Genomic DNA, 24455 nt, shown 5'->3' with positions numbered 1-24455 from the left:
CGCCGCCGGCCTCGTGGGCGCCTTCTATCTGGTGGGTGGTGCGGGGGCGCTGGGCCTCGGCCGGGCGCAGCCTGTCCTGGTGGGTCAGGCGGGGCCCGCCGGGGGGGGGGGCCCCCCCCCCCCACGGGCGGGGGGCCCGCCGCAGGTTGAATCAGGTGAGTGAACGCCGTTGCCGGATCCGCTGGTTGACCACCCCGGCCGCGAGTACGACGGGCACCGACAGCACCAGCCAGAGGGCGGTGCTCAGTTGGCCGCCGATCAGGGTGGTGAAGTTGGCCAGGATCAGCCAGATGGCGCCGGCGATGCCGAGTGCGCCCAGTACGGGGGCGATCAGGGTGTTCCACAGCCGGGTGTCGACCTGCTTGCGGCGGAAGAACACCACCACGGAGACCGAGGTCAGCAGGTAGAGCAGCATCATGGCGAGGACGGCGAGGCCGCTGAACCAGGAGAACAGGGTGAGCACCGGGTCCTGCCCGGCGATCGCGAACGGCACCACCAGCAGCGCGGCGATGGCGGTCTGCACCCGGCCGGCGATGGCGGGGGCGTGCTTTCCGTTCAACCGGCAGAGTGCGGCGGGGAGTTGACCGTCGCGGCCGAGGCAGAACAGGTAGCGGCTGGCGGAGTTGTGGAAGGTGAGGACGCCGGCGAACAGCGAGGTGGCGAGCAGCACCGGCAGCACGCCGTTCACCCAGCCGCCGAACAGGTCGGCGATGGGCGCGAACACGAACCCGGCGGAGTCGCCGGCGGCGAGGGCCTGGTTGGCGGCCTCGGGGGCCTTGGAGGCGCCGTGCGCGGAGATCAGCGACCAGGAGGTGAGAGCGAAGAATCCGGTGACCACCAGCACCGAGAGGTAGGTGGCGCGCGGCACGGTCTTCTTGGGCTCGCGGGCCTCCTCGCCGTAGATGGCGGTGGCCTCGAAGCCGAACATGGACGCCAGGGCGAACATCACGGCGATGCCGGGCGCGCCCTGGAGAGCAGCCGACGGGGAGAAGCTCTCGGCCAGTCCGAGCCCTTCGGGGCCGCCGCCCTTGAACAGCGTGACCAGGCTGAACACCAGCAGGATGCTGAACTCGGCGAGCACGAACGCGGCGAGCACCTTGGCGCCCATCTCGATGCCCGCGGCGCCGAGTGCCTGCACCACGGCCATGGTGACCAGGGTGTAGACCCACCAGGGCAGGTCGACCGAGGTGTGGTCGGCGACCAGCGAGCTGACGATGGAGCCGTACAGGCCGTACATGCCGGCCTGGATGACGCAGTAGGAGAACAGCGCGACACTCGCGCCGCCCGCGCCGGCGGTCCGGCCGAGGCCGGTGCCGATATAGGTGTAGAAGGCGCCGGCGTCCACGACGTGCCGCCCCATCGCGATGAAGCCGACGGAGAACAGCAGGACCACGGCGCCGGCCACCACGTAGGCGGCGGGGGTGCCGGAGCCGTTGCCGATGGCGACGGAGATCGGGGCGGCGCCGGCGATGCCGGTCAGCGGCGCCTGGCCGGACAGGACGAAGAAGAGGATGCCCAGGACGCCCAGGGCGTTGGGCTTGAGGGTGGCACTGGTGGGGGCGTGCCGCACGGTCCGTTCACGGGAAGCCGTCTGACTGTCCACACGGATCACCTGCCAGATCGAAGTGGGGGGAATCGTTTCAGGTCAAACGAGTTGCCTCATCGTGGAGGCAGGCGATCCGTTTGGCAAGGGTTTCGCACCGCTCCCGCGGTAACGGTTTGAAGCAGGCCGCGCAGGTCAGCGGTCCGCCAAGCCCTCCAGCAGGGCGCGGAGTTCGGACAGCGCGTCCTCGGTGGCCGCCCGCTCGCCGAACACCAGCTGATGCAGCACCAGGCCCTCCAGCGCGGCGAACACCAGCCGGGACAGGCCGGGGCTCACCGGCTCGGGCAGCAGGCGGCCCAGCTCGCGCCGGCTGGCCTCGAAGTACTCCTCGTACAGCCCGCGCAGGTGCGCCAGCAGCTCCGGACGGCGGCGCGCCTCCAGCAGCAACTCGTACTGGAACACCTGGAGTTCGGGCCCGGCCTCGACCATGTCGGCCAGGCCGGTGGCGAACTCCGCCGGGCTCTCCGCGCCGGCCTCCAGGGCGCTGCTGCTGATCGAGGAGCGGACGGCGTGCGCCACCGCCTCCTCGATCAGCGCGTCGCGCGAGCCGAAGTGGTGCACGACCAGGCCGTGGGTGACCCCGGCCTCCTCCGCGACGGCCCGGTAGGTGAGGTTGCGCAAGCCCCCCCGGGCCACCACCCGCACCGCCGCCTCCAGCAGCGCGGTGCGGCCCGTCCCGTAGTTCTTCACGCGCTTGCGGGTGGTGGGGTTCGCGGAAGGCAGCTGGTCGGGGTCGTTCATGGCCGTGACCCTACCGGGAGGCACCGGTTCAGCGCTTCGGAGGCCGGATGCCGCGGAACTCCCAGTCCCCGCCCAGCGCGGTGGACAGCACCTCCTCCGACTCGGTGGGCTGGGCGCCCACGTCGGTGCGGATCGCCGTCGGGCCGGTGACGATGTGGTTGGTCAGCTTGCCGAGGCCCTCGACCTCCACCTCGACGACGTCACCCGGCTGCACGGGGCGGGAGTTGGCGGGGGTGCCGGAGAGCAGCACGTCGCCGGGGTACAGGGTGATGGTGCGGGCGATGTCGGCGACCAGGTAGTGCATGTCCCAGGTCATCTCGTCGGTGGAGCCGTCCTGCACCACCTCGCCGTTGACGTAGGTGCGCAGCTTCTTCCCGCGGAAGTCCCAGTCGGTGACCAGGCCGGGGCCGAGCGGGCACAGCGTGTCGGCGCCCTTGACGCGCAGCATCGAGCCGGCGTCGGTGTCCCGGAAGTCGTGCAGGCCGTAGTCGTTGGCGACGGTGTAGCCCGCGATGTAGTCACCCGCCTCCTCGGGGGAGATGTTGCGCGCGGTCTTCCCGATGACGATGGCCACCTCGCCCTCGTAGTTGAGCCACTTGCAGCCCTCGGGGCGGACGATGGCGCCGCCGTGCGAGTTCAGCGAGGAGGTGGGCTTGTGGAAGTAGGTGGGGGTGTCGGTCAGGTTGATCTGGAACTCGTCCACCCGGCTGCGGTGGTTGAGGTGGACGGCGATCACCTTGGACGGCACCACGGGCGGCAGGTGGTGGGCGTCGGCGATGGCGACCCGGCGGCCGTCACCGGCGACCAGCTCGTCGCCGTCGCGGACGGTCTCGACGACGGCGCCGTCGAGGAGGATGCGGCGGTACTCGGGCACGGTGGGGCCTTTCTCAGACGAGGCTGTGGGGATTGCGCGGGGCGGGCAGGCCGGTGCCGGTCCAGCCGTCCTCGGGGCGGTCGAACCAGAGGTGGACCTGGCCGGTGCCGATGGAGTTCTCGTACTCGCCGTACTGGCGGGCCTTCGCGGTGCACGCCCGCTCGCCGAGGGCGCCGGCCATCATCAGGTAGTGGGCGAACCTGGCCTCGGGCTTGTAGGTGGCGAACTCGTCCATGGTGTCGAGCACTTGGTCGTGCCGCCCTTCCTTGAACCATTCGATCCGCTGCTCGTCGGCGGCCCGCGCCTCGGGGGTGAAGATGTGCGAGGGGTCGCTGGACTCGTGCCCCCGGAGCTCGCGCAGCGGCCAGAAGGTGTGCGACAGCGCGCCGGAGGCGATCACGATCACCCGGCGGCCGGGCGTGGCGGCGATGCCGTCGGCCAGCGCGCGGCCGAGGCGCAGGTGGTCCTCCGCGTCGCCGGTCTGGCAGACGCCGATGGTCACCCAGCGCTTGTCGGGCAGGCCCTCGCCGAGGTACTTCCACAGGTTGACGGTGGCGTAGAAGATCGGCAGGTACGGGTCGTCGATCGGGGTGATCCAGGTGCCGTGCTTGTCGGCGAACTTCCCGATGTTGTAGGCGAGTTCGGGGTCGCCGGGGTAGTCGTAGGGCATCCGGCACATGCCGCGCGGCAGTTCCTCGGAGGTGAACAGCCCGGCCCGGCGCTGCTGCGCGGTGACCACGAATTCGACGGTGGTCGCCCAGTGCGAGTCGAGCACCACCACGGTGTCGTAGTCGTCGCGCCCGAACACCTCCTCGCGCAGCTGCTTCAGGCCGGTGACGAGGGTGATCTCCTTGCCCTCGTTCAGCTCCCGCCGGATCTCCTCGGGGAGCACGACGGTGGGGACGTGGGCCAACAGGCCGGCCCCGACGATCTCACCCATGGTCCTTCCAACCCTTCGGCGCGGTGACGGTGTTCTTGACGTCGCAGTAGAAGTCGAAGCTCCAGGTGCCGCCCTCCCGGCCGACGCCGGAGTGCCGGGAGCCGCCGAACGGGGCCTGGAGGTCGCGGACGAAGAAGCAGTTGACCCAGACGGTGCCCGCGACCAGCTGCCCGGTGACCCGCGCGGCCCGCTCCTGGTCGCCGGTGGCGAGGGTGGCGGCCAGGCCGAACCGGGTGTCGTTGGCGAGGCGGACGGCCTCCGCCTCGTCGCGGAAGGTCTGGAGCGTCAGGACGGGGCCGAACACCTCCTCCTGGACGATCTCCGAGTCCTGCGCGACGTCGGTGAGCAGGGTCGGCGCGTAGAACTGTCCGGCCAGGCGCTCGCCGCCGATGACGGCGCGGGCGCCGGCCTCGATGGCCCGCCGCACGAAGCCGTCGATCTTCTCCAGCTGGCGCTCGTGGATGTTCGGGCCGATGTCGGTCGGCAGCTCGCGCGGGTCGCCCTGGCGCAGCTCGGCGGCCTTCTCGGCGAAGCGGCGGGTGAACTCCTCGGCGACGGACTCCTCGACCAGCAGCCGGGTGGCGGCCAGGCAGACCTGTCCGGCGTTGTCGTACTGCTCGACGGCGAGGTCGACGGCGAGGTCGAGGTCGGCGTCGGCGAACACCAACAGCGGTGACTTGCCGCCGAGTTCGAGGCTGAGCGGGGTGAGGTTGGCGGCGGCGGACGCGGCGATGTGCTTGGCGGTCGGCACCGAGCCGGTGAAGCTGATCCGGCGCACGTCGGGGTGCGAGGTCAGCGCGTCGCCGATCTCCGAACCGAGGCCCTGCACCACGTTGAACACGCCGGCCGGCAGCCCGGCCTCGGCGGCGATGTCGGCGAGCAGCGAGGCCGTCATCGGCGTCCACTCGGCGGGCTTGAGGACGACCGTGTTGCCGGCCGCCAGCGCGGGGGCGATCTTCCAGGTCGCGAGCATCAGCGGCGCGTTCCACGGCGTGATCAGCACGCAGGGGCCGGCCGGGTCCCAGCTGACGTGGTTGGTGTGGCCGCGGGTGTCGAAGTCCTCGTGGCCGAGGGTCAGCAGCCAGTCGGCGAAGAACCGGAAGTTGTGCGCGACCCGGGGCATCACGCCGCGCCGGTGCGAGCGCAGCAGGGCGCCGTTGTCGGCGGTCTCGACGACGGCCAGGTCCTCCAGCCGCCGCTCGACGCCGTCCGCGATGGCGTGCAGCAGGCGGGCGCGCTCCTCGCGGGAGGTGGCGGCCCAGGCGGGGAAGGCGGCCTTGGCGGCGGCGACGGCCGCCTCGGCCTCGGTGGCGGTGCCGCGGGCGATCTCGCCGAGGACGGTGCCGTCGATCGGCGAGTGGTCGGTGAAGGTCGCGGCGGAGGCGACGCGTTCGCCGCCGATCCAGTGCCGGGTGTCGACGGTGACCCCGGCGACGGTGGTGAGGTGTCCGCTCATTGCGTCAATTTCCTTGCTGGGCACGGGAGTTACTCGGCGGCGACGGTGGTGGTGTTGGAGGCCAGCAGCCGGCCGCCGTCCCAGACCACGCCGACCTGGCGGTAGTAGGCGGCGATGGGCTCGCGGATCTCGAGCCGGGCGAGCTCCTCGGTGGGCGACTCGAACAGGTCCAGGTCGAAGTCGCCGACCCAGGCCGGTCCGGCTTCGAAGGAGGCGGCGCCGGAGGCGACCAGCTCGTCCAGGGCGAGGCCCTGGCCCTTCTCGATCGAGGGCAGCCAGCGGTGGTGGGCCATCGGGTGGCCGTTGACGAACCCGTTGGTCTCGGACGGCTCGCGCAGCGTCACCACGGCCTGGGCGAGGCGGCGGTCGGCGGCGGCGAGGGTGGCGCCGAACCGGGCGCCGGCCTCGATCCGCGGCGCGGGGCCGTAGGGGTGCGGGCGGGTCTGGTGGATCGAGCCGAGCTTCTTCGGGTAGCCCTGGTGCAGGCCGCGGGCGATCGCGAAGTCCTTGTCGACCCAGATGTACACACAGCGCGAGTACGTCTGCCCCTGGAACTTGCAGCGCACGACCGCGAAGGCTTCCTTGTACTGGGCGAGCACCGGGTCGAGCAGTTCCCGGCCGGAGGCGGAGCAGGACTGCCAGTCGGCCCAGATCAGCGCGACCGCGCCGGGGTCCTCGTCGGCGAGTTCCAGCGGCTCGGGCAGCAGTTCGCGCACCCGCTCCGGGTCGGTGCGGTACTCGATGGTGAGCAGGTCGCCGGAGTAGCGCCACGGCGGCGAGGGGATCAGCGACGAGGAGCCCGTCGCGGTCTTGGGGTGGAAGTATCCACGGACATCGGCCACTTGGGTTCCTTACGCGGTGGGGGCGGGCTGCTTGAGCAGCTCGGCGCGGTAGCGGGCGGCGGCGGCCGCGGCCTGCTGGCCGCCGAGGGCGACGACGCCGACCAGGCGTTCGCCGTGGTGGTAGCCGACCAGGACGTCCCCGTCCGGGTCGCCGTCCAGGACGCGCACGTCCTCGCGGCCGAGGGCGGGGGCGCCGAACGACTGGAGGCGGAAGTCGTGCTGGTCGCTCCAGAAGGTCGGCAGCGGCGCGAACGGGTCGAGGCCGTGCTCGGTGCCGGTGAGGTGCGCGAGGAGCACCTTGGCGGCGTGCTTGGCGGTGTCGGTGGGGATCGACCAGTGCTCGACGCGGCGCGGCACTCCGTCGTAGCGGGCGTTGGGGAAGCGGGCGACGTCGCCGACGGCGACCACCTCCGGCCGGCCGCCGACCCGCAGGTGCTGGTCGGTGAGCACGCCGTCGGTGAGGTCGAGTCCGTTGCCGTCGAGCCACTCGGTGTTGGCCACCGAGCCGACCGACTCCACCACCACGTCGGCGGGCAGCACCCGGCCGTCGGCGAGTGCCACGCCGGTGACGTGCTCCTCGCCCTCGAAGCCGGTCACGCCGCAGCCGAGCGCGAAGCGGACGCCGCGCTGTTCGTGCCGGCGCTTCAGCGCGCCGCCGAGCAGTTCGCCGAGCGGTCCGGCCATCGGCAGCGGCAGCGGGTCGACCACGGTGACCTCGGCGGCGCCGAGCGCCACGGCGGTGGCGGCGACCTCGCAGCCGATGAAGCCGGCGCCGACCACCACCACCCGCGCGCCGGGCGCGGTCAGTGCGGCGCGCAGCTCCTGGGCGTCGTCCAGGGTGCGGACGGTGTGCCGCCCGGCGGTGGGGCCGGGGCAGCGCAGGCGGCGCGAGCGCATGCCGGTGGCGGCGACCAGCGCGGCGTACGACAGGCTCTCGCCGTCGGAGAGTTCGACGATCTGCCGGGCGAGGTCGGCGCGGACCACCGAGGTCCCGAGGCGCCACTCGACGTCGGCGACGGCGGCCCGGGGGCGGAAGGCGAGCGACTCGAAGGTGGCCTTGCCGGCCAGCACTTCCTTGGACAGCGGGGGCCGGTTGTACGGCGCGTGGGGCTCGTCCCCGACGAGGGTGATCGGGCCGGTCCAGCCGGCGGCGCGCAGCTGTTCGGCGGTGCGCAGGCCGGCCATGGAGGCGCCGGCCACCACGATGGGTGCGGCGTTCACCGGCTCAGCCTTCGATCCGGATGGCCTGCAGCGGGCAGACGTCGGCGGCTTCCTCGACGTCGGCGCGCAGCGCCTCGTCGGGGTCGGCGACGTACGCGAGACGGCCGGCTTCGTCGAAGGAGAAGACGTCGGGGGCGGCGAAGACGCACTGGCCGTGGTCCTGGCACTTGTTCATGTCGACGACGACCTGCATGGCCGGTCCTCCTGGGGGTGGGTGGGGCTGAGGGGGCGCCGGAAAGTCATTTGGCGTCAAACAACATAGGAAGCAGCCAGCCCCGGGTCAATAGCTATACGGATGGATAAATTTATGTGCCGGACCCCTTGCGGGCCGGTGACCTGCGTCTCTACGGTTGGCCACCAACAGCGAGCGGTTCCTGCGCCCAACCGCAGTCCGAACCTGCCGCTCCCCTCCCCCCAGCACCGCGAGCGCCCGTACCCCGCGCGTCCTGGGCGGCGCCCCACACTTCCCCACAGGAGACACCGGTGAGCGCATCCGACACCCCGCCCGTCCGCCACCACCAGGAGCGGCTGGCCGCCCAGGGCATCGACGTGGTCCGGGTGACCTATCCCGACCTGATCGGCACCGAACGGGCCCGGGACGTGCTGCTGGACCACCTGCCCTCGGCCTGCGACCACGGCCTGGCGTTCTGCCGCGCCGTCTACCACACCAGCCCGCAGGGCGACGTCGTCGCCGTCCCCGGCGGCCTGGACGCGGGCCTGCCCGACATCTGCGTGCGCCCCGACCTCGACACCCTCACCCCGCTGCCGTGGGAGCCCGGCGTCGCCACCTGCCTCGGCGACGTCACCGACCCCGCCACCGGACGCCCCGCCCCCGAGTCGCCCCGCGACCTGCTGCGCGCCGTCGTCGAACGGGCCCGCGAGTACGGGCTGCACCCGATCGTCGGCCCGGAGCTCGAGTACTTCCTGTGCGACCCGGCCCCCGACACCGCCCGCGGCTGGCGCCGCTACAGCGACGCCTCCGGCGTCGTCTACACCGCGGGCCTGCGCGCCGACGGCGACAACCACCTGCTGCGCACCCTGCGCCGGCTGCGCGAGCTGAACATCGGCGTCACCAGCGGGAACCACGAGTTCGACGGCTCGCAGTTCGAGATCAACCTGACCCACTCGGACGCCATGTCGGCCGCCGACCGGGCCTTCCGCTTCAAGTCCGCCATCAAGGAACTGGCCCGCACCGAAGGCCGGTTGGCCACCTTCATGGCCAAGCCGTTCATGGGCGCCGGCGGCTCCGGCTTCCACCTGCACCTGTCCTGCACGGACGACGAGGGCGGCAACCTGTTCGACGACCCGTCCGCCCCGTACGGGCTGAGCACCACCGCCCGCCACGCGGTCGCGGGCATCCTCGCGCACGCCCCCGCGCTCGCCGCGCTGTCCAACCCGACGATCAACTCCTACAAGCGCTTCGGCCCCGACACCCTCGCCCCGTGGCTGATCGACTGGGGCCTCGACAACCGCAGCGCCATGGTCCGCATCCCCCCGGAGCGCGGCGGCGGCTCCCGCTTCGAACTGCGCCTCGGCGACGCCAGCGCCAACCCCTACCTGCTGATCGCCGGCACCCTCGCGGCCGCGCTGCTCGGCGTGATCGCCGGAGACGAGCCGCCCGCCCCGCTGGAGGGCTACGGCTACGACCCCGCCAAGTCCCCGGTCCTGCCGCAGTCCCTGCCCGACGCGCTCGACGCGCTGGAGGCCGACACCGCGCTGACCGAGGTGCTCGGCAAGGACTTCACCACCGCCTACCTCTCGTACAAGCGCGACGAGGTCGCCCGCTTCCATCGGCACGTCACCGACTGGGAGTTCACCGAGTACGCCTACCACCTGTAAGCCGAGGAGCGATTCCCATGACCACCGCTGCCGTTTCCGGTGCCGTGCCCGAGCCGATGCCGCTGGACCAGGTGAACCTGGCCGATCTCGACAACTTCACCGACGGTGTCACCCCGTACCGGATGTTCCACACCCTGCGCCACCAGGACCCGGTGCACTGGCAGGAGGAGGAAGCGCCCAACTCCGGCTTCTGGGCGCTCACCAAGCACGCCGACATCGCCCGCGTCGACCGCGACGCCGAGACCTTCACCTCCGCCCGGTTCGTCAACCTGGAGGAGGTCGACGACGACCAGATCAAGAAGCGCGCCTCCATCCTGGAGCTCGACGGCGTCCGCCACCGCGCCCTGCGCAGCCTGCTCCAGCGGCAGTTCGGCGCGAGCGTCATCAACAGCTACGCCGACTTCCTGCGCGGCCTGACCGCCACCACGCTGGACGCCGCGCTCGCCAAGGGCACCTTCGACTTCGTCAAGGAGGTCTCCGCCGACTTCCCGATCAACGTCCTGGCCCGGCTGCTGGACGTCCCGCCGGAGGACAACCAGCAGCTCATCGACTGGGGCAACCGGATCATCGGCAACACCGACCCCGACTACGCCGACGTCCTGCTGCACAGCGCGGAGAGCGAGAAGTACCGCGACCTGCCGTTCCGCTCCCCCGCCTCGCTCGAGGTGTTCGCCTACGGCCGCGAACTCGCCGCGCAGCGCCGCGGCGGCAACGGCACCGACCTGATCTCCCGCCTGGTCAACGAGACCCCGAAGGACGGCGTCCCGCTGACCGCGCAGGACTTCGACAACTACTTCCTGCTGCTGGTCGTGGCCGGCAACGAGACCACCCGGCACACCATCAGCCACTCCATGCTGGCGCTGCTCCAGCACCCCGAGCAGCTCGCCCGCCTCCAGCAGGACCCCTCGCTGATCCCCGCCGCGGTCGAGGAGTTCCTGCGCTGGGCCTCCCCCGTCTACCACTTCCGCCGCACCGCGACGCGCGACGTCGAGCTCGGCGGCAAGAACATCAAGGAGGGCGACAAGGTCGTCATGTGGTTCGCCTCCGGCAACCGCGACGAGGAAGTCTTCGGCAACCCCTACGACTTCGACGTCACCCGCCAGGACAACGACCACATCACCTTCGGCAAGGGCAGCCCCCACCTCTGCCTGGGCAACCTGCTCGCCCGCACCGAGATCCGCATCATGTTCGAGGAGCTGATCCCGCGCCTGGCCTCCATCGAGCTGGCCGGCGACGTTCCCCGGGTCCGCTCCAACTTCGTCAACGGCATCAAGAAGCTCCCGGTCTCGGTGACCCTCGCCTGACCTTCCGCCGGCCGCGCCAAGGCCGCCCTGGCCGTCCGGGGCCTCTCCTCGTCCCGAACGGCCAGGGCGGGCCTGAACGCGACAGCGGGCGCTACACCTTGACGGTCGTCCACGTCCCCGGCTCGGCCCGGCGGTAGGCCTCGAAGAGCTGGAGGATGTGGAACGCCTGGTCCAGCGAACCGAGTTCGGGGGACGTGCCGTTCAGCACGCAGTCGCAGAAGTACCTGATCTCGTCGACGTAACCGAGGAAGAACAGGTTCTTGTTGTACAGCTGCCCGTACGAGTACTCGGGCTCCCAGTGCAGCGGCGCGTCCTCCGTCGGCACCAGGTACGACCCGGTGCGGCCGTACGCACGGGGCGGCGTCGGCCGGTAGTAGGTGACCGAATTGCCGTTCTCCACCACCACGTTGGCGTTGTGGCCGATCACCTCCACCCGGCTGGACGGGCTGCTGGGCGACTCCCCCGCCGTCAGGTGCAGCGTGCCGATCGCGCCCGACTCGAACCGCATCACGGTGACGCTGGCGCCGGTGCGCTCCTCCCACTCGTGGCTGATCCGGTCCAGCGGGCCCATCAGGTGCAGCAGCACGGCGGCCGGATGGAAGATGCAGTCGAGGAACCAGTTCATCTCCACCAGGCTGTCGCGCCGTTCGAACGCCGGCATCGACAGCGGGTAGCGGACGGAGATCGACGACGGCCCGCCGAACTCGGCCCCGGAGACGATCTCCTTCACCCGGGTCATGGCCGGCGAGAACACCGTCTTCATTCCGGTCACCACCACCCGGCCGGCCTGCCGCGCCGCCTCCTGGAGCAGCCCCACCTCCGCGCTCGACGTCGCGGTGGGCTTCTCCATCCACACGTGCGCGCCCGCCGCCAGGCAGTCGAGCGCCAGATCGACCGCCTGGAGCCGCCCGTCCTTGTCGTACGCCGTCACGATGAACACCGCGTCCGGCCGCTCCCGCTCCAGCATCTCCCGGTGGTCGGTGTAGCTGTGGGCGGCGCCGAAGATCCGCGCGTACTTCGCCGCCCGGTCGCCGTCGAGGTCGCAGATCGCCCGCAGGTCGACCGGCGCGTACTGGAACGACGGATAGACGTTCCGGTACGAGTGCCCGCCCGCGCCGATGAAGGCGCAGCGGATCGGGTTCTCGTACTCGAACTGGTAACGGACGTGCCCGTCGAAGTCCGTTGTGGTCATGGTCTCCTCCGCCTGTAGCTCAGCCCGCGAGCAGCGCTTCGCGGGTGCTGGTCACGACGTGGGCGATCTCCTCGTCGGTGAGGTAGGGGTGGATCGGCAGCGAGATCACCTCGGCGGCGTGCTTCTTCGCCCGGCCGTCGCCGACCACCCGGTGCGGGTGCCGCTCCAGGAACGGCAGCGTGTGCAGCGCGTACGGGTAGTGCACCAGCGTCTCGACGCCGGAGGCCCGCAGGGCTGCGGCCAGTTCGTCCCGCTTCGGGGTGCGCAGCACGTACTTGTGGAAGATGTTCTCGCGCAGCGAGCCGTGCTCCGGCAGGCCGCACCCGAGGTCGCCGAACCCCGCCGAGTAGGTCGAGGCGGTAGCACGGCGTTGCTTCAGCCACCTTTCCTCCTGGGCGAGTTTCACCGCGAGGACGGCGGCGGTCAGCGAGGACATCTGCGAGTTGTGCCCCAGCCGCACCACACGCCGCTTCTCGGCGTCCGCGAACCCCCAGTGCCTGAGCTGCTCGACGCTCTCGGCCACCGCCGGATCGTCTGTCAGCACCACCCCGCCGGTGCCCGGTGCGGGAATGACCTTCATCGCGTCGAAACTGTGGCAACTGGCCAGCCCCAGCGTGCCGCTGCGCCGCCCGTTCACCTCGGCGCCCAGCGACTGCGCCGCGTCCTCGACCAGCGCCAGGCCGTGCGCCCGCGCGAACTTCTCCACCGGGTCGGGCGCGGCCATCCGCCCGTACAGCTGCACGACCACCAGCGCCTTGCTGCGCGGCCCGACAGCCTCCTCTGCCAGGTCGAGGTCGATGGTGCCCTCGTCGGTCACGTCGACGAACACCGGTGTGGCGCCGGTCCGGACGATCGCGTGCAGGGTCGCGACGAACGAGACGTCACCGAGCAGCACCTCGTCGCCGGGCCCGATTCCGGCCGCCACCAGGGCGAAGTACACGGCGTCGGTGCCCGAGTTGACCACGCGTGCGTGGCGGCGGCCGGAGAGCTCGGCCAGCGACTGCTCCAGGCGCGGCACGGACTCTCCGTTCATCACCTGCCCGGAGCGGAACACCTTCTCGATCGCCGCCATCATCTCCTGGCCGATGTCGTCGAATTCGCGATCGGCTCCGGTGAACGGCACATGCAGAACTCTGCTCATGGCTCGGTCTCCTGGGGTTCTCGGTGTTTCCGGCTCAGCGCCCGGAACGCGCCCGGGTGCGGGCCCGCGACTGCCGCGACTGCCGCAACTCCCGCGACTCCCGCGACTCGCGCGGCTGGCGCGGCGTCCGGCTGCCCAGGCGCTCCGCGCGCGGGTGGACGCCGCGGTGCGGCAGCGCGGGCAGGATGCCGTCGAGGGCGGTGGCGATGCGGTCGCTGACCCGGGAGTCCCAGCGTTCCGGCCGCCGGGTGGGCCGGCCGGCCGCCAGCGCGAGGATGTCCCGGGTGGGCAGGTGCAGCCAGCTGTCCGCGAAGTGCGTGCTGCCGACGGCCCGGGTGACTTCGCGGGCACTGCCGGGCACCGTGGCCAGGCAGGCGACCTGCGCGGCGGCGGCCTCCTCCTGGACGCCGTCGGAGTCCGTCACCACGAACGCGCAGTTGCGCAGCAGCGCCCCGAAGGCCAGGTACGGCTGCGGCGGCAGCACCCGTTCGCTCAGGCTGCGGTCGAGCAGGCCGTTCTCGGCCAGATGCCCGGCGGCCCGGGGGTGCAGCGGGAGGACGGGCGTCAGGCCGTGCGCGGCCAGGTCGCGCAGCACGTCCAGCACCGGCTTGGGGTGGCTGAGCGCGGCCGGCTTGTGCAGCGTGGCCAGCACGTAGGTGCCCGGGGTGAGGCCGAGCCGGTTCAGGGTCGCCGCGTCCCGGTCGGGGTCGTGGTGGGCGAGGTGGCACTCCGCCATGGGGTTGCCCACGAAGTGCACGGACCCGCCCGGTATGCCCTCGCCGTGCAGCGCGTCCACGGCCTCGGCGGTGGTGGCCAGGTGGTGGTCGGTGCAGGCGGTGACGATGCGGCGGTTGGCCTCCTCGGGGGTGCGGTCGGGCGAGCGCAGGCCCGCCTCCAGGTGGATCACCGGAGTGCCCCGGCGGGCGGCGACCAGCGCGGCGGCGACGGTGGAGTTCACGTCGCCGACCACCACCACGGCCTCCGCCGGGTGCTCGTCGAGGTCGCGCTCGACCAGGGCGCACAGCCGGCCGATCTGCTCGGCGTCACTGGCGGCGTCGCCGCAGCGCAGCCACCGGTCCACGTGCAGGTCGAGCTCGTCGCAGAGTCCCTGCCCGAGGCGTGGGTCGAAGTGCTGGCCGGTGTGCACGTACGTCCAGGCGGCGCCTGGCGTGCGCATCTTGCCGACCGCCTGCTGAAGCGTCCAGACCTTGGGCGTGTTGGGGCGGGCGCCCAGGTACACGGTGATCGTCGGGCCGGTGTCCATGTCTCCCACCTGCCTCCCTGGCAGCTGTCGCAAGGCTGTTCGCCGAGCTACGAGGAGCCTAGGTTCGGCCGGGGCGGGCCGGTCCGGCGCTTGGGCCAGGTGGCCCAAGGGGGCGGTGCCCGGCCGTCGGACCGGCCTTCACGGTGCTTCCGCGGGCCCGACGGCGCCCCGCCGCTGGGCCCGCCGCCACTCGTTCGAGTGACACCGCTTGCGCGCTACTTACCGGCCAGGCCATACCCGCCGTCGACCACCAGGGTCTGGCCGGTGATGTGCCGCGCGGCGTCCGAGGCCAGGAACGCCACCGCCGACGCCACCTCGTCCGGCTCCGCGGGACGGCCGAGCAGATTGCCGCGGGCCTGCCGCCAGGTGCCCTCGTCCCAGGTCGCGACCATGTCGGTGACGGTGAACCCCGGCGCCACCGCGTTGACCCGCACCGCCGGAGCGAAACGCTTGGCCAGCGAAACCGTCAGGTTGCCCAGGGCGGCCTTCGCCATCGAGTAGAAGACCGTGCGGTCGCTGGCCAGGCCGTCAACACCCCGGATCGAGGACACCAGCACCACCGCCCCGCCGCCCTGCGCGGCCATCTTCGGCAGCACCTCCTGCAGCACCCCCACCGCGCCCCACACGTTCACGGCGAACGCCTCCGCGAGATCCGCGCGCGACGCGTCCTCGAACGGCACCACCCGGTTCACGCCCGCGCTGTACACCACCACCTGCGGCAGCCCGTGCTCCGCCACCAGATCCGCCACGCCCCGGCGCACCGCCGCCCCGTCCGCCAGATCGAACGCCGCCGTCGGCGCCCCCAGCTCACTCCCCAGCCCCGCCAGCGCCGCACTCGGCGCCCGGCCGTGCAGCACCACCCGATGCCCCTGCGCGCTCAACGCCCGCGCGGTCGACGCACCGATCCCCCGGGACGACCCGAGCACCAGCGCCATGCACTCCGCCATGTCCACTCCCTCTGCTTTCGGCTACATGGCGATGCTGCCGCGCTGCGTGCCGCCTGTACGGGGACCCGCCCGTGGGCGGACGAAGACGCCCCGATCGGCGGCCGAAACCCACCCGTCCGCTCCCCGGCCACCCGTATGCTCCTCCGATGGAGAGCGACAGCAGCTGTGAAGTCCTGGTCGCGGGGCCCTACTTCGCGGATCTGGTGTTCCACGGCCTGCCACGCCCGGCCCAACCGGGCGGCGAGGTGTTCGCCGACGGCTTCGCCCTGGTCCCCGGCGGCGCGTACACCCTCGCCATGGCAGTCCACCGGCTCGGCCGCACGGCGGTGTGGAGCGTCGACTTCGGGACGGACGTCTTCAGCGCCGAGGTCCTGTCGGCGGCCCGCGCGGAGGGCCTGGACGAGCGAGCCTTCCGCCACCACCCGTCCCCCGTACGGAGCTTGACCGTCGCCCTCTCCGGCCCGGACGACCGGGCCATGGTCAGCTACCAGGACCAGGTGACGCCCGCACCGCTCGTCCCGCTGCTGCGCCAGTACCGCCCGCGCGTCCTGATGCTCCCCCAACTCCACTGGGACTCAACGACATTGGCCGCCCTGGAGGTCGCCCGACAGCTCGGCACGCTGGTGGTACAGGACTGCCACGACGTCCCGGCCTCCCTGACGGACCCGGCGGTGCGCCGCATCCTCGCCGAGGTCGACGTCTTCACCCCGAACGCCGCCGAGGCCCTCCACCTCACCGGCGCCACCGACCTCGACGACGCGATCACCGAACTCGCCGCCCTGGTACCGACCTTGGTGGTCAAGCGCGGCGCGGACGGTGCCGTCGCGCTCCGGTCCGGCAAGCGCCACGACGCCCCCGCCGTACCGGTGCGCGCCGTCGACACCACCGCGGCCGGCGACTGCTTCAACGCGGGCCTCGTCCACGGCCTGCTGTCCGGCCACGACCTCCCCACCTGCCTGACCATCGCCACCACCTGCGGCACCGCCGCCGTCACCGCCCCGGGCTCCAGTGCGGCCCTGCACGCGGCCGACCTCGAAAACCGGCCGGAACGGCTCCCCCGAGCCCAATAGGGCGCACAACTACGATGCGGATCACCGAGTTGCCCCGGTGTCCCGAAGTGACCTCTTCACCACATCCGGCCGTCGTGTTAGCGTCCGTCAGATGTCGAGGATTCTGGTCACGGATCTGGACGGCACCTTGCTCGGCGGCGACGCCGACGACCGGCTCCGGCTGCGCGAAGCACTCGCCCGCCACCCCGAAGTGACGGTGGTCTTCGCCACCGGCCGCGGCCCGGACTCGGTCCGCGACGTCCTGCGCGACCCCCTCGTCCCGCGCCCGCGCTGGATCGTCGCCGATGTCGGCGCCACCGTCCTCGACGGCACCGACTTCTCCCCCGTCGAACCCTTGCAGGGGCAGCTGCGCACCGGCTGGCCGGGATCGCACCGGGTACGCGCCGCGCTGAGTGCCTTCCCCGCACTCCAGTACCAGAGCGAGGTACCGCAGGACGGCCGCTGCTCGTACTACCTGACGCCGGACGGCCTCACCGGCGAACTCCTTTCAGCCGTCCAAGAGTTGGGCCTCACCTGGATCTACTCCGGGGACCGCTACTTCGACGTCCTGCCACCGGAGGCGTCCAAGGGCGGGGCGGTCCGGGCGCTGGCCGAGAAGCTGAACTGGCCCGCCGAGTCGATCCTGGTGGCCGGGGACTCGCTCAACGACCTGTCGCTGTTCCGGCTCGGCACCCACGGGGTGATCGTGGGCGGCGCCGAAGCCGCGCTCGACGCGGCCGTCGGCGACGACCCGCTGGTGCACCGGCCCGACCGGCCGGGCGCGGCGGGCATTCTGGCGGCCCTCCGGACCCTCGGCTGGGTGACTCCCTCCTCGCCGCCGCGCCGCCAAGGGCTCGTCGTCGGCTACCACCGCCCGCCCCCGCAGGACCGGCCGCCTGCCAGCCCCAACGGCATCCTGCCCACCCTGAGCAGCGCCTTCGCCGACGGCTTACCGGGCATCTGGGTCGCTGCCGCGCCGGCTCCGTCACCACCCCCCGATCAGCCTTTCCTGGTCTCGCTGAGCCCCGAACAGTGGAGCGGCTTCGTCCACCGGGCGTGCAAGGAGATCCTCTGGCCGGTCCTGATGTCCGAACCGGGACGCTCCGTCTTCGACCCTCACGCCTGGGCCGTCTACCGCGCCGTCAACGCCCGCTTCGCCGAGCACATCACTGCTCTGGCCGCACCCGGTGCGACGGTCTGGCTGCACGACTACAACCTCTGGCTGGTCCCCGGGTTCCTCCGCGCCGCCCGCCCCGACCTGCGCATCGGGCTGTTCCACCACACGCCGTTCCCGTCGCCCGAGGTGTTCGCCACCCTTCCGGTCGCCGCCGAACTGCGCGCCTCCCTCACCCGCCTCGACTGGGCCGGCTTCCACACCGCCGGCTTCGCGTCCCGCTTCCGCCGCGCTCTTCCTTCCCCGCCGCGCACCGGCGTCCACCCGCTGGGCGTCGACCGCCCCGCCATCGAGGCACTCGCCCGCACCCGCACCCCCGCGCCCCGCCCGCCGACCGGCCAACTGGTGCTGTCCGTCGAACGGCTCGACTACGCCAAGGCCCCCGTCCAGAAGGTCGACGCACTCGACCGCCTGCTCGCCACCCGCCCCGAGCTCCGCGGCCGACTGACCTTCCGCCTGATCTGCCCACCGCCCGAACCCGGCATCACCGCCTACGACACCACCCGCACCCAGCTCGAAAGCCGCATCGCCGAGGTGAACGCCCGCTGGCAGCACGGCAGTTGGCAGCCCATCGACTACCACCCGCACAGCCTCCCGTTCGCCGAGGTGGTGGACGAGTACCTGGCGGCGGACGTCTTCTGGGTGACGTCGCTCCAGGACGGAATGAACCTGACGGCCAAGGAGTTCATCGCCGCCCAGGCCGCCCTCCCCCGCCCGGGCGTCCTGGTCCTCTCCCACCACGCGGGCGCCGCCGAGGAGTTCGGCCCCGCCGCCCTCCTCACCGACCCGCACTCCCCCGAGGACCTGGTCACCCAACTGGCCCACGCCCTCACCACCACCCCCACCGACCGCCGCACCCGCATGACGGCCCTCTCCGGCCTCCTCGGCCACCACCGCCCGGTGGACTGGGCCCACCGCGTCATCGACGCCATCCGGCAGGCCCCGCACCGCACTTGAGCCCCTCGGCGCCGTCAGGCGGTGGTGAGGACCATCCGGAAGCGGGCGCGGCCGTCGAGCATCTTCTGGTATGCCTGTTCGGCCTGGTCGAGAGGGACGGTCTCGGTCATGGGGCGGATGTTGTGCAGGAGGCTGAACTCCATGGTGTCCTGCACGTCCTGGGCGGTGCCGGAGGGGTGGCCGCGGATGATGCGGCCGGCCATCAGGAGTTGGGCGGGGGTGATGCCGAGGGGGGCGGTGTCGGCGCCGATGACGACGAGTTCGCCGCGGGGGGCGAGGCCGTCGGCGGTGGCGGTCATGGCTTCGGCGTTGGCGGCGGTGGCAAGGACGACTTTGGCGCCGCCGAGGGCTTGGAGGGCGGTGGCGACGGGGGTGTCGGAGGTGCTGTCGAGGTAGTGGTGGGCGCCGAGCTGTTCGGCGAAGGCGGCTTTCTCGTGGCCGCGGGCGATCGCCACGGTCTCGAAGCCCATCGCGGCGGCGTACTGCACGCCGAGGTGTCCGAGGCCGCCGAGGCCGAGTACGGCGACCAGGTCGCCGGCCCGGGCGGAGCTGCGTCGCATGCCGTTGAAGACCGTCACGCCCGCGCAGGACATGGGTGCGGCGTCGGCCGCGTCGAGCTTCGCGGGGATCCGGGCCAGGGCGTCGACGGGGGCGATCACCTTCTCGGCGAATCCGCCGTCGTACGCCCAGCCGGGGACCTTGAGGTTGGGGCAGACGATGAAGTCTCCCTCCCGGCACTGCCGGCAGTGGCCGCAGCTGCCGCCGAACCAACCGACCGCCACCCGGTCCCCGACCTGCCAGCCGAAGATGTCGGCGCCCGCGCCCAACTCCTCGATCCGGCCCGCGATTTCGTGGCCGGGGACTTCGGGGAAGGACACGCCCGGCAGCACGCCGCTCAGGAAGAGCGCGTCGCTGTGGCAGACCCCGCACGCTTCGACGGCGATGCGAACGTGGCCCGGGCCCGGCGGTGGCACCGCGCGTTCGGCCGGCTCCAGCGGGCCGTTGGGGGCGGTGGCCTGCATGACGCGGTAGGTGCCCATGTCAGCACTCCTAACAGAGGTACGAGCGGTCAGCCGAGCGCGCGGTCCAGGTTGAAGGCGGCGCTGATCAGCGAGAGGTGGGTGAACGCCTGTGGGAAGTTGCCGAGTTGCTCGCCGGTGCGGCCGATCTCCTCGGCGAACAGGCCGACGTGGTTGGCGTAGGTGAGCATCTTCTCGAACGCCAGCCGAGCCTCTTCCAGCCGGCCGGCCCGGGCCAGTGCCTCGACGTACCAGAACGAGCAGATCGAGAAGGTGCCTTCGGCGCCGCGCAGGCCGTCGGGGCTGGACTCCGGGTCGTAGCGGTACACCAGGGAGTCGGAGACCAGGTCGGCGGTGAGCGCGTCCAGGGTGGACAGCCACTTGGGGTCGGTGGGTGAGATGAACTTGGCCATCGGCATCATCAGCAGCGACGCGTCGAGGACCTTGTCGTCCAGGCCCTGGACGAACGCGCCGCGCTCGGCGGACCAGCCGCGGGTCATGATCTGCCGGTAGATCGCGTCGCGGGACCGTTGCCAGCGCGCCAGGTCGGCGGGCAGGCCGCGCCGGTTGGCCATCCGGATCGCCCGTTCGAGGGCGACCCAGCACATCAGCCGCGAGTACACGAATTCACGCCGGCCGCCCCGGGTCTCCCAGACGCCCTCGTCGGGCTGGTCCCAGTGGTCGCAGAGCCAGTCCACCACGGCGCCGACCTCGTCCCAGTGCGCGCTGCTGATCGGCTGACCCCACTTGTCGTACAGGTAGACGGAGTCGATCAGCGCGCCGTAGATGTCCAGCTGGAGCTGCCCGGTGGCCGCGTTCCCGACCCGGACCGGCGCGGAGCCCGAGTAGCCTTCCAGGTGCGACAGTTCCTGCTCGGGCAGGTCGCTGCGGCCGTCGATGCCGTACATGATCTGGAGCGGGCCGCTCTCCCGGGTGCCGCGCATGATGCCGTACTCGGAGATGAAGCCCATGAACGCCTCGGCCTCCGAGCTGAAGCCCAGCCGGAGCATGGCGTAGATGCAGAACGCGGCGTCGCGGACCCAGACGTAGCGGTAGTCCCAGTTGCGTTCGCCGCCGATCTGCTCGGGCAGGCTGGTGGTCGGGGCGGCGATGATCGCGCCGGTGGGCGCGTAGGTGAGCAGTTTCAGCAGCAGCGCCGAGCGGTGCACCATCTCCCGCCACCGGCCGTGGTAGCGCGAGCGGGACAGCCAGTTGCGCCAGAACCGGACGGTGGCCTCGAACTGCTGCTCGGCCTCCCGGTTGGGGCAGGCGCGCGGGCCGATCTCCTCGCTGACCCGGTCGAGTACGAACACCGCGGACTCGCCCTCCAGCAGCTTGAAGTGCGCCCACACGTCCCGCCCGTCGGTCTCGACCGGCACGGTGGCGGTCAGCGCGATGTCCAGATCGGGCGAGCGGAACACCGCGTGGCCGGCCTCGAGCTCGACGGTGTGCTCCTGCGTCCCGTAGCCGAACCGCGGCGCGACCTTCGCCCGGAACGGCAGCGTGCCGCGGACGGAGATCACCCGCCGGATCAGCCGGTGCCGGTCCGCCTCGCGGGACTCGTCCACCACGGGCATGAAGTCCTGGATCTCCGCCACCCCGTCGGCCGCGAAGAACCGCGTGATCAGGACGTTGGTGTCGGGGAAGTAGAACTGCCGGGTGCGGGCCGGCGTGTCCGCGGCCAGTTCGAAGCGGCCGCCGCGGTCCGCGTCCAGCACGGACGCGAACATGCTCGGGGCGTCGAAGCGCGGACAGCAGTACCAGTCGATGGTGCCGTCCGTCGCCACCAGCGCGGCGGTGCGCAGGTCGCCGATCAGTCCGTGTTCGGAGATCGGCAGGTACCGATAACCGCCGAGGTCTCCGAATCCGCCAGTACTGCCTGGCCGTCCCATACGGCCTCCTCACCTGAATGGTGCGGGGCATCGAGCCGAACCTTCCAGTTCATGCTAGATCGCATGCCGCCGGAGCGCCGAAGCGGACCGTGGACCGCAGAACGCCGGTGCCCGGCGTCCGCCCGGGTGAGCGGGGCCGGGCACCGGCGTGCCGAGGTCACTGCCGGTCGTCGTCCTCGCGGTGGACGCGGCCGAAGCGGTCGGGGTCGATGGACCAGATGCCGCGGCCGTGGGTGGCGGCGTAGAGCCGGCCGTCGGGGCCGGTCCTGAGCTGCATCACCGTGGTGGTGGGCAGGCCGTCGCCGATCACCTTCCAGTTCTTCTCGCCGGGCGCGCGGTAGAACGCGGCCAGGTCGGTGCCGAGCGCGAGGCCGCCGTTCGGCAGCAGGCGCAGCGAGTTGGTCGGGACGTCGGGCAGGTTCGCCGAGACGTCCGTCCAGGTGGCGCCGCCGTCAAGGCTGTCGAAGACGTGGCCGTAGCCCGCGCCGGGGCCCTCGCTCCACGCCCGGGAGAAGCCGCTGAACGCGACCAGCACGTGCTTCGCGTTCGCCAGGTCGACGGCGAACGAGGAGACGTACCGGTTGGGCAGGGTGCCGTCCACGGGCAGGTTCAGCTGGTGCCAGCCGGTGCCGTCGGCGTTCCCGACCGCGATGCCGCGGGTGAAGCCCTGGTTGTTGCAGGGACCGCACCAGCCGGCGTACACGGTGCCGCCGGAGGCGGCGACGGCGGTGGCGTAGTGCCCGGCGCCGAGGTCGTAGGCGCTGTTCCACTCCTCGCCGCTGCGGATCGCGAAGCCCTTGTTCTGCACCCAGACGTGCCGGCCGCCGGTCACCCAGGTGTCGGGGTTCTTCGCGTCGGTGGTCATCGGCGCGATGAACCGGGCGGCGTGGGTGTCGTGGTCCGGCGGGGCGATCTCGTAGCTGGTGGCCTTGGACGGGTCGTCCTGCCAGGAGCCGTCGTTGACGGCGCAGTTCTGAGTGGACCGCAGCTCGGCGTACGCGTACTCCGCGACGATGTTGCAGCCGTTGTTCGGGTCGACGATGGTGTCGCCGCCGTCGCCGCCGAAGTTCGAGCCCATCGCCTTGTCGCGGGCCCGCAGGATCGACTGGCCGTTGTCCTGGAGGCCGCCGGAGACGACGACGCCCTTGCCGGAGCGGTCCGCCGGGTCCTTGCCGATGCCCACCGAGTAGTACTGGAGGGTGTCCATGGAGCCGTCGTTGAGGGACGTCCAGTCGGTGGCGTGGCCGGACGGGTCGGCCTTGCCGTTCAGCGGGCGGCCGTAGATGCCGCCGTCGTTGCCGACGTACACGGAGGTCCTGCCCCGGTAGCTGCCGAGGGCGATGGCGTGCTGGTCGGAGTGCGGGGTCGTCGAGCAGGTCCGCTTGGCCGGGTCGATGTTCCAGCACGGGAAGTAGAAGTTCCAGTACGGGCCGGGGGTGGTCCAGTCGGTGCCGCCGTTGCGGCTCTCGTAGACCTCTTCGAGGCCCAGGTAGACGTGGTCGGCGTCGTTCGGGTCGACCTGGAGGAACTGGTTGTACCAGGACTGGATGCCCGGGTGGTAGTTGTCGTCCTGCTGCGCGGAGCCGGAGCCCTTGAGCTTGTCCGAGTCCGCGACGAGGGTCCACGGGCCCAGCGGCGAACCGGACTTGGAGACGTACACGCCCTGCAGGTTGGTGTCCGGATCGCCGGCCAGCTTGGTCGGCGACTCGTCGATCGCGTAGTAGCGCGAGCCGTCCTTGGACCGTTCGAAGGTGACGTTGCCGACGTCCGCGGCATCGGTCGGCAGATCGCCGAGCGAGCTCAGCCGCTGCCAACTGCCGTCCGCGGCCTTGCTGTAGAAGCCGTTGTAGGCGTCACCGCTGCGCCAGCCGAACGCCAGCACCACCTTCGACGGGTCCTTCGGGTCGAAGGCGATGTCGTTGGCGATGTTCTTGTACGGGGCGTTGGGCACCTTGGAGTCGGCGCCGCCCGGCAGGAACGTCGGGTTGGGCGCGAACTCCAGCTTCCACGGGCCGGACAGGTCGGTGGTGGAGTGCGTCCACACGCCCCGGCTGGTGGCCGCCCACACCTTGTCGCCGTTGAAGCGCAGGGCGTGGATGACGGTCGACTCCAGCTCGGTGCCGCCGATCCGGTCGCGGGGCTGGAACTCGCCGCGCTTCGGGTCCGCGAGGACGTACACGCCGGTGCCCACGTACGCGGTGCCACCGGTGTTCGCCTCGCCGGTGGCGTACCAGAGCCGGCCGGAACCGTCGAGGCTCAGCGCGCCGGTGGACAGCGACGGCAGCTTGTCCGAGATCGCCTGCCAGTGGCCGCCGCCCGTCCGGGAACGGTACACGCCGCCGTTGGCGCCGCCCGCGTACACGTAGCCGCCGTCGTCGGCGGCGATGCCGGTGACCCGGCCGGTGACAAAACCGGACCCGGCACCGGAGTTGGAGTCGATGTCGCGGTAGCGCGGGTCGTCGGAGTTGTACGGCTTGTCGGTGACGTGGCCCCAGGACCCGCCGGTGTGCGGCAGCGACCGGAGCTGCGCCCAGGCCGCGCTGTACGCGCCCGGCGCGACCAGGCCGGGCGCGGTGCGGGCCTCGGTGAACTGCTCGGTGGCCTCGGCGGAGTTCTCCGCCTCGTCGCCCGGGTCCTCGCCGCCCGCGAGGGCGGCGGACGTCCGGGCCTTGACCTGCTGCGCGTGCTGCTGGCCGAGTTCGGCCATCTGGCGGACCGGCCAGGGCTGCGGCTTGGGCCCCGCGGGCGCTGCGATCGCCTGCGAGGTGGTCAGTCCGAGCGCCGTGATGGTGACGGCGCACATCAGCAGCCGTCGTCTCTTCCCGTTCGGCACGATGCGGTGTCCTCCCCAGAAGTGGTCCGGGCCGCGCGATCGCGCCACCCGGCGGAACCAGTCGCAGCTTTCCGGTTCACACCGTCCGGGTAAAGAGCATGCGCCTAAGCGGCGCTTAAAAACCGGTACAGGGCATTGGAGTTGACGGGGTATCAGAATATGGGAGT

At 71.9% G+C, this 24455-nt stretch carries 19 protein-coding genes; 4 read left to right on the top strand and 15 right to left on the bottom strand.

The genetic code is table 11. The features are described from left to right. Positions 1-151 precede the first annotated feature (151 nt). The 8 genes from ACGFWJ_RS18225 to ACGFWJ_RS18190 form a co-directional block, all read right to left on the bottom strand. Complete coding sequence (locus ACGFWJ_RS18225; protein WP_392950553.1) at positions 152-1603, bottom strand: APC family permease; 1452 nt, start codon at positions 1601-1603, stop codon at positions 152-154. A 135-nt stretch (positions 1604-1738) separates the two neighbouring features. Further along, positions 1739-2344, bottom strand: a complete 606-nt coding sequence (locus ACGFWJ_RS18220) for a TetR/AcrR family transcriptional regulator (protein WP_392950550.1) — start codon at positions 2342-2344, stop codon at positions 1739-1741. A 28-nt stretch (positions 2345-2372) separates the two neighbouring features. Further along, complete coding sequence (locus ACGFWJ_RS18215; RefSeq protein WP_387859054.1) at positions 2373-3218, bottom strand: fumarylacetoacetate hydrolase family protein; 846 nt, start codon at positions 3216-3218, stop codon at positions 2373-2375. Between the two features lie 13 nt (positions 3219-3231). Beyond that, the gene (locus tag ACGFWJ_RS18210) at positions 3232-4158 is read right to left on the bottom strand and encodes a 3,4-dihydroxyphenylacetate 2,3-dioxygenase (RefSeq protein ID WP_392950547.1); all 927 of its coding nucleotides are present in this window, start codon (positions 4156-4158) and stop codon (positions 3232-3234) included. Continuing rightward, positions 4151-5614: an aldehyde dehydrogenase gene (locus tag ACGFWJ_RS18205; RefSeq protein ID WP_392950545.1), complete on the bottom strand. Its 1464-nt coding sequence runs from the start codon at positions 5612-5614 to the stop codon at positions 4151-4153. The genes ACGFWJ_RS18210 and ACGFWJ_RS18205 overlap by 8 nt, the downstream gene beginning before the upstream one ends. A 29-nt stretch (positions 5615-5643) precedes the next feature. Further along, on the bottom strand, positions 5644-6456 hold the full coding sequence (locus ACGFWJ_RS18200; protein ID WP_387636028.1) for an acetoacetate decarboxylase family protein: 813 nt from the start codon (positions 6454-6456) through the stop codon (positions 5644-5646). 9 nt (positions 6457-6465) lie between these two features. Beyond that, positions 6466-7662, bottom strand: coding sequence for an NAD(P)/FAD-dependent oxidoreductase (locus tag ACGFWJ_RS18195; protein ID WP_392950573.1), 1197 nt, complete (start codon positions 7660-7662; stop codon positions 6466-6468). A 19-nt stretch (positions 7663-7681) separates the two neighbouring features. Next, positions 7682-7870 carry a ferredoxin gene (locus ACGFWJ_RS18190; protein WP_387636030.1) on the bottom strand — a complete coding sequence of 63 codons (189 nt, stop codon included), beginning with the start codon at positions 7868-7870 and terminating at the stop codon, positions 7682-7684. A gap of 290 nt (positions 7871-8160) precedes the next feature. On the opposite strand from ACGFWJ_RS18190, the gene ACGFWJ_RS18185 reads away from it, so the two are divergent. Further along, complete coding sequence (locus tag ACGFWJ_RS18185; RefSeq protein ID WP_387636032.1) at positions 8161-9516, top strand: glutamine synthetase family protein; 1356 nt, start codon at positions 8161-8163, stop codon at positions 9514-9516. 17 nt (positions 9517-9533) lie between these two features. Beyond that, positions 9534-10820: a cytochrome P450 gene (locus ACGFWJ_RS18180; RefSeq protein ID WP_392950540.1), complete on the top strand. Its 1287-nt coding sequence runs from the start codon at positions 9534-9536 to the stop codon at positions 10818-10820. 91 nt (positions 10821-10911) lie between these two features. Here ACGFWJ_RS18180 and ACGFWJ_RS18175 read toward each other — a convergent pair whose 3' ends face one another. The 4 genes from ACGFWJ_RS18175 to ACGFWJ_RS18160 form a co-directional block, all read right to left on the bottom strand. After that, positions 10912-12012, bottom strand: a complete 1101-nt coding sequence (locus ACGFWJ_RS18175) for a Gfo/Idh/MocA family oxidoreductase (RefSeq protein WP_392950537.1) — start codon at positions 12010-12012, stop codon at positions 10912-10914. A gap of 19 nt (positions 12013-12031) precedes the next feature. Further along, entirely contained in the window at positions 12032-13153 is a 1122-nt protein-coding gene (locus ACGFWJ_RS18170; protein ID WP_392950534.1) for a DegT/DnrJ/EryC1/StrS family aminotransferase, read from the bottom strand. A gap of 34 nt (positions 13154-13187) precedes the next feature. Continuing rightward, positions 13188-14417, bottom strand: coding sequence for a UDP-N-acetylglucosamine 2-epimerase (locus ACGFWJ_RS18165; protein ID WP_392950531.1), 1230 nt, complete (start codon positions 14415-14417; stop codon positions 13188-13190). A gap of 215 nt (positions 14418-14632) precedes the next feature. Beyond that, a complete protein-coding gene (locus ACGFWJ_RS18160) occupies positions 14633-15364 on the bottom strand; it encodes an SDR family NAD(P)-dependent oxidoreductase (protein ID WP_387636047.1) in 732 nt (243 codons plus the stop codon). A 146-nt stretch (positions 15365-15510) separates the two neighbouring features. Between ACGFWJ_RS18160 and ACGFWJ_RS18155 the strand changes: the two genes are divergently transcribed. Both ACGFWJ_RS18155 and ACGFWJ_RS18150 read left to right on the top strand, forming a co-directional pair. Continuing rightward, a complete protein-coding gene (locus ACGFWJ_RS18155) occupies positions 15511-16434 on the top strand; it encodes a carbohydrate kinase family protein (protein WP_392950528.1) in 924 nt (307 codons plus the stop codon). A 91-nt stretch (positions 16435-16525) separates the two neighbouring features. Then, positions 16526-18544: an HAD-IIB family hydrolase gene (locus ACGFWJ_RS18150; protein ID WP_392950525.1), complete on the top strand. Its 2019-nt coding sequence runs from the start codon at positions 16526-16528 to the stop codon at positions 18542-18544. Positions 18545-18558: 14 nt separating this feature from the next. On the opposite strand, the gene ACGFWJ_RS18145 is transcribed toward ACGFWJ_RS18150, so the two are convergent. The 3 genes from ACGFWJ_RS18145 to ACGFWJ_RS18135 form a co-directional block, all read right to left on the bottom strand. Further along, a complete protein-coding gene (locus tag ACGFWJ_RS18145) occupies positions 18559-19584 on the bottom strand; it encodes an alcohol dehydrogenase catalytic domain-containing protein (protein ID WP_392950522.1) in 1026 nt (341 codons plus the stop codon). A 29-nt stretch (positions 19585-19613) separates the two neighbouring features. Next, a complete protein-coding gene (locus ACGFWJ_RS18140; RefSeq protein WP_392950519.1) occupies positions 19614-21455 on the bottom strand; it encodes a glycoside hydrolase family 15 protein in 1842 nt (613 codons plus the stop codon). 157 nt (positions 21456-21612) lie between these two features. Further along, a complete protein-coding gene (locus tag ACGFWJ_RS18135) occupies positions 21613-24258 on the bottom strand; it encodes a glycosyl hydrolase (protein WP_392950571.1) in 2646 nt (881 codons plus the stop codon). Positions 24259-24455: the final 197 nt, after the last annotated feature.

Origin of the sequence: Kitasatospora sp. NPDC048407, from assembly GCF_043200475.1 — a bacterium.
In the GTDB taxonomy this organism is placed as follows: domain Bacteria; phylum Actinomycetota; class Actinomycetes; order Streptomycetales; family Streptomycetaceae; genus Kitasatospora.
This window is presented reverse-complemented; position numbering and strand designations above follow the sequence as displayed.

Bases quoted from the DNA above. Each gene is read 5' to 3' on its own strand.
- ACGFWJ_RS18150 (WP_392950525.1), top strand. From the start codon at position 16,526: ATGTCGAGGATTCTGGTCACGGATCTGGACGGCACCTTGCTCGGCGGC.
- ACGFWJ_RS18140 (WP_392950519.1), bottom strand. From the start codon at position 21,455: ATGGGACGGCCAGGCAGTACTGGCGGATTCGGAGACCTCGGCGGTTAT.
- ACGFWJ_RS18190 (WP_387636030.1), bottom strand. From the start codon at position 7,870: ATGCAGGTCGTCGTCGACATGAACAAGTGCCAGGACCACGGCCAGTGC.
- ACGFWJ_RS18210 (WP_392950547.1), bottom strand. From the start codon at position 4,158: ATGGGTGAGATCGTCGGGGCCGGCCTGTTGGCCCACGTCCCCACCGTC.
- ACGFWJ_RS18145 (WP_392950522.1), bottom strand. From the start codon at position 19,584: ATGGGCACCTACCGCGTCATGCAGGCCACCGCCCCCAACGGCCCGCTG.
- ACGFWJ_RS18220 (WP_392950550.1), bottom strand. From the start codon at position 2,344: ATGAACGACCCCGACCAGCTGCCTTCCGCGAACCCCACCACCCGCAAG.
- ACGFWJ_RS18155 (WP_392950528.1), top strand. From the start codon at position 15,511: ATGGAGAGCGACAGCAGCTGTGAAGTCCTGGTCGCGGGGCCCTACTTC.
- ACGFWJ_RS18180 (WP_392950540.1), top strand. From the start codon at position 9,534: ATGACCACCGCTGCCGTTTCCGGTGCCGTGCCCGAGCCGATGCCGCTG.
- ACGFWJ_RS18170 (WP_392950534.1), bottom strand. From the start codon at position 13,153: ATGAGCAGAGTTCTGCATGTGCCGTTCACCGGAGCCGATCGCGAATTC.
- ACGFWJ_RS18175 (WP_392950537.1), bottom strand. From the start codon at position 12,012: ATGACCACAACGGACTTCGACGGGCACGTCCGTTACCAGTTCGAGTAC.
- ACGFWJ_RS18160 (WP_387636047.1), bottom strand. From the start codon at position 15,364: ATGGCGGAGTGCATGGCGCTGGTGCTCGGGTCGTCCCGGGGGATCGGT.
- ACGFWJ_RS18165 (WP_392950531.1), bottom strand. From the start codon at position 14,417: ATGGACACCGGCCCGACGATCACCGTGTACCTGGGCGCCCGCCCCAAC.
- ACGFWJ_RS18205 (WP_392950545.1), bottom strand. From the start codon at position 5,614: ATGAGCGGACACCTCACCACCGTCGCCGGGGTCACCGTCGACACCCGG.
- ACGFWJ_RS18135 (WP_392950571.1), bottom strand. From the start codon at position 24,258: ATGTGCGCCGTCACCATCACGGCGCTCGGACTGACCACCTCGCAGGCG.